This window comes from Streptomyces sp. NPDC058291 (assembly GCF_042880855.1).
Lineage (GTDB): Bacteria > Actinomycetota > Actinomycetes > Streptomycetales > Streptomycetaceae > Streptomyces.
Window position 1 is genome coordinate 25,878 of sequence record NZ_JBHVYK010000092.1, and the last position, 4,643, is coordinate 30,520.

Here is a 4,643-nt window from a genome sequence, read left to right on the forward strand (position 1 = left end):
GCCTCGACGGTGATTACGACGTAATCACTCGGACGCCCACCTCCTCGAGATCGACGCCCGTGCGCGCCTCGACGGTGATTACGACGTAATCACTCGGACGCCCACCTCCTCGAGATCGACACCCCGCGCGCCTCGACGGTGATTACGACGTAACCACTCGGACGCCCACCTCCTCGAGATCGACACCCCCCGCGCCTCGACGGTGATTACGACGTAATCACTTGGGCGCCCGCCTCATCAGAGTCGGTGTCTGTGCCGGGCTTCTCCCGCCGGTGTGCCGGACTGGTCCGGGCGGTCGGCTCGGCATGTGCTGCGCGTCGCCGCGAGTGCAGTGAGCGCGGGAGTCGGCGGGAGCCGGGGCGAAGGCGTCTCTGGTGTCGTTGGCCGCTCGCAACCACGGGACGCCCGATCGGTCCTGTAGTTCAGTCAGCTGTCGTGGGTCGGGCGGTGATTACGGCGTAATCACCGCCGAAGGGTGCAAGCCCGTGCATCAACTTGGTCTACCTAACGTGTCAGTGCTGCTATCGATCATGGACGTTAGTATGGTGTCCTTCATGAGTTCGCCAGCCACCTCCAGCGACCGCGAGAAGGTCGTCTCCAAGCTGCCGGGATGGCTCCGGCAGAACCTCAAGATCAGAACGGCCCAGCACGGCGTCGAGATCCAGACCGCCGTGGAACAGGGCATCAGCGCCTGGTGCGGCCTCGCCTCGGCAACCGCACCCGTCGACACCGCCGGCGCCGACTCCTTCTCCACCTTCCTGCCCCCCGGCCAGTGGGAAGACTTCCGACAGGTCGCCGCCGACCGAGGCGTCTCCCTCATCCAGGGCCTCGCCCAGTCCGTCCAACTCTGGCTCGACACCAACCCGGCACCCGACATCGAACGACCCAGCGTCACCCGCCGCATCATCGTCTGCAACCAGAAGGGCGGCGTCGGCAAGACAGCCATCACCGCCGGACTCGGCGAAGCCCTCGCCGAAGACTCCAACGTCCTGTACTCCGTCCGCGTCGCCAAGGCACTCTCCAAGGCCCTGCGAGCCAGCGAGGCGCACACCGACGCCGAACCGGCCGGTGACCCGCTCGACATCGAGAACCTGCCCGGACCCGGACTCCGGGTCCTGCTCGTCGACTTCGACCCCCAGTGCCACCTCAGCAACCAACTGGGCGCCGCTCCCCTGCCGATGAACGGCGACAGCCTCACCAACCACATGGCAGGCGACCCCAAGGGCGACCTCCGCGACCTCATCGTCTCCATCGACGACGACACGTTCGGCGGCCGCCTCCACCTGCTGCCCGCCTGCAATGACGCCTTCCTCCTCGATGTGCGGCTGTCCGCCGTCCGAGCCCGCGAAGCCGCCCTCGAACGCGCCCTGTCCCCGCTCGAGGCCGACTACGACGTGATCCTCGTCGACTGTCCGCCCAGCCTCGGCCTCAGCATGGACGCCGCCGCCTACTACGGCCGCCGCCGCGACGGCGAGAAGCCCGGCCAGTCCGGCGCCCTCATCGTGGTGCAGGCAGAGGACAGCTCCGCCGACGCCTACGAACTCCTCACCACACAGATCGACGACCTGCGCGGCGACCTGCAGATCGACATCGACTACCTCGGCATCGTCGTCAACCTCTACGACTCCCGCCGCGGCTACATCGCCACGTCCTCACTGCAGGGGTGGGTCGACATAAAGGATCCACGAGTCGTCGGCCTCATCGGCGATCTCAAGGAGCAGAAGGAAGCAGTCCGGATGAAGCAGCCACTGCTGTCGTACGCCCCCAAATCGCAGCAGGCGATCGGCATGCGCGCACTGGCCAGGGAGATCGCATGAGCAAGGCCGATCAGCTCGGCACCGGCCGCTTCGGCGGAACAGTGCGTCCCGTGAGCGCGCGCCGACAAGCCGTCGCCGCCGCCACAGGGGTGCCCACCGAAGGCATCGCACCTCCCACGGAACTTCCGGTCGACCGCATCAGCGTCAACCCCGACAACCCACGCTCCTCGCTGGGCGATCTCAGCGACCTCGCCGGCAGCCTGGCGACACACGGGCAGAAGGTGGCCATCACGGTCATGAACCGTGACGCCTACGTCAAAGCCAACCCGGACAAGGAAGCCGACCTCGAGCCGGACACCACCCACATCGTCGTCGACGGCAGCAGCCGCCTCGCCGCCGCGCGCGAAGCAGGCCTCCCCACCATCAAGGTCATGGTCAGCGACGACCAGGGCACCACGTCCGAGGAACTCCTGGAGTCCGCCCTCGTCGCCAACATCCACCGCCAGGACCTCGACGAGATCGACGAAGCCCGCGCTCTCCAACGCCTCCTCGCCATCCACGGAAGCCAGCGGGCACTCGCCAAGCGCCTCCACCGCTCACAGGGATGGGTGTCGCAGCGCCTGGCTCTTCTCCATCTCACGCCCGAGCTGCAAGAGCGCATCGGTGACGAACCCATCGACCTGCTGCGCGCGGTCGGCAACAAGCCTGCGGAGGAGCAGGCGGCAGCGCTGGAAGAGCTGAAGGCGGCGCGTACTCGGAAGGAAGAGGCGCAGACACGCGCGCTCAGGCCCCAGAGCCGACACGTTGCTGAACAGCCGGAGGTGGCTCCCCAGGATGCCCAGGGCGGTGATTACGGCGTAATCACCAAGGCTTCCGTGCCTGAGGTCCAGAGCGGGGCTGAGGGGGAGTCGGCGACGGACCAGCCCGTGCCCGGCACCGTGGCCGAAGGCGAGCCGCCGCTCGGCAGGCCGGGGGAGAGCACGCCGTCAGTCCCGGCCCAGGCACCCACCACGGTCGATCCGACAGCGAGTGCGACGACCGCTGTGCGTGCGGGGGAGCAGAAGCCGAAGCGGTTCCCCTACGAGGACGGCGTGTACGCGGCACAGCACCTGATCTACAAGATGCCGCCGGACGAGTTCAACAAGATGCTGGACGTCCTCATCAAGCACCGGGACAGCCACGCCGTCTCGGCCGGTTGATTCCGGCGCGGGAGAGCGTCGAGTCCGCGGAGCAGGAAGGGCCGGTTTCCCGAGTCTGGGAAACCGGCCCTTCGTTCTTCCAGATCCATCGTGGTCCGCAGAGGACGTCATGGACGTGAGGGGTTCGCTCGGGGTCGTGAGCGGCGGTTGAGCTACGCGGTCCTTAATCAGTTGACCGGGATGCACCTGCTGGGCAGGCTCCAGCACGACCCTCCTGCCCCTACCGGGAGACCTACGGATGACTTCTCGCCTGCACGCGCTCTGCTTCGATGCGCACGATCCGGTCCGTCTCGCGCGCTTCTGGGCGGAGCTTCTCCGCTGGGAGACGCCCCAGGATTCCGGGGACTCCTTTGACGGCATCACGCTGCTGCCCACCGATGACACCGGGTTCCGGCTCCGCTTTCTCCCGACGCAGGAGCAGAAGACGGGCCAGAACCACATGCACTTCGATCTGACGAGCAGGTCCCTCGACGACCAGAAGCAGGTGGTGGAGAAGGCACTCGAACTCGGCGCCCGACACATCGACATCGGTCAACGCCCGGAGGAGGGGCACGTGGTGCTCGCCGATCCCGAGGGCAACGAGTTCTGTGTCATCGAGCCGGGCAACAGCTTCCTCGCCGAGTGTGGATTCATCGGAGCGCTGGCCGGCGATGGTTCCCGGGAGGCCGGATACTTCTGGAGCCGAGCGCTGGGCTGGCCGTTGGTCTGGGACCAGGACCAGGAAACCGCGATCCGCTCACCGCATGGCGGTCCGAAGGTCACGTGGGGCGGTCCGCCCCTGATGCCCAAGACGGGCAAGGAACGGCTGCACTTCGACCTCGCCCCGCCGGGCGGGAGTGACCACCAGGCGGAGATCGACCGGCTCGTCTCCCTCGGGGCGTCGCGCATCGACATCGGTCAAGGGGACGTCGACTGGGCGGTGATGGCCGATCCGGACGGTCATGAGTTCTGCGTGCTGACCCCTCGGTGAGGCCCTGAGAGGGCCCCTCACGGCCTAGGGGCCGGAGACCCGGCTGTGGCCCGGCCCCGCCGTCTCAGGCCGCGTCATGCCCTCTGCTGACAGGCGTGGCCCAGCGCCCGGATCGCCCAGCCGATCACGGCCAGCGGCGGCATGACGACCGAAGCGCCGCATGCGACTCCCGCCCCACGCCCGGAAGGGGAATGGCCGACTCCCGCAAGCAGGACCGCGTGATATCTGATGCAACGTCAAAGAATCGCAGTCGCAGGGCTGTTGGGATTTCACACCTACCGTGCTGATCAACACGGTGCTCGCCAGCGCACCTCACGCGGCGAAGAAACACCACCATGCGTCTGGTCCTCTCTGCCACCGCGCTCGCCGCCACGTCCGCGCTCGCCCTGACGCTCGGCGCCTGCGGGAACGGCAGTGCCAACCCCCGGTTCGTCGAGACTGCGGACGTCATGGCGGACCCACAGGGTGCGGAACCGCTGACTGGACAGTGCGAGTTCTCCGACGAGCTCGACGAACCGGGGGTTGTCGATGTAGTCCCCGATGGTGGTGCGAAGGGCGGCGATGAAATCGGCGGTGGCTTTTTTCCAGTCCTGGTGGAAGGCCTGTTCCTCAGGGTCGAGGAGCAGGGAGCGCAGCCGGTTCAGACCGGGCCGCAGCCGGGCGGGGGGTGCCCCTATGGGTTTCGTCAAGCTGATGGGGCGGGCTGGGGTTCGTAGA

General features: G+C 67.5%; 3 protein-coding genes and 1 pseudogene. 3 read left to right on the forward strand and 1 reads right to left on the reverse strand.

What is annotated here, in order from left to right; all coding sequences use genetic code 11:
* Positions 1–554 precede the first annotated feature (554 nt).
* The 3 genes from ACFVYK_RS32090 to ACFVYK_RS32100 all read left to right on the forward strand — a co-directional run bounded on the left by ACFVYK_RS32090 (position 555) and on the right by ACFVYK_RS32100 (position 3,926).
* The gene (locus ACFVYK_RS32090) at positions 555–1,817 is read left to right on the forward strand and encodes a ParA family protein (protein ID WP_389780076.1); all 1,263 of its coding nucleotides are present in this window, start codon (positions 555–557) and stop codon (positions 1,815–1,817) included.
* Between the two features lie 50 nt (positions 1,818–1,867).
* Positions 1,868–2,956: a ParB/RepB/Spo0J family partition protein gene (locus tag ACFVYK_RS32095; RefSeq protein WP_389780078.1), complete on the forward strand. Its 1,089-nt coding sequence runs from the start codon at positions 1,868–1,870 to the stop codon at positions 2,954–2,956.
* A 238-nt stretch (positions 2,957–3,194) separates the two neighbouring features.
* Positions 3,195–3,926: a VOC family protein gene (locus ACFVYK_RS32100; protein WP_389780080.1), complete on the forward strand. Its 732-nt coding sequence runs from the start codon at positions 3,195–3,197 to the stop codon at positions 3,924–3,926.
* Positions 3,927–4,213: 287 nt separating this feature from the next.
* On the opposite strand, the pseudogene ACFVYK_RS32105 reads toward ACFVYK_RS32100, so the two are convergent.
* Positions 4,214–4,643 (reverse strand): annotated as a pseudogene (locus ACFVYK_RS32105) (hypothetical protein); the annotation flags it as partial.

Excerpts from the sequence above, each read along its gene's own strand:
- ACFVYK_RS32100 (WP_389780080.1), top strand. The coding sequence starts at position 3,195 with ATGACTTCTCGCCTGCACGCGCTCTGCTTCGATGCGCACGATCCGGTC.
- ACFVYK_RS32090 (WP_389780076.1), top strand. The coding sequence starts at position 555 with ATGAGTTCGCCAGCCACCTCCAGCGACCGCGAGAAGGTCGTCTCCAAG.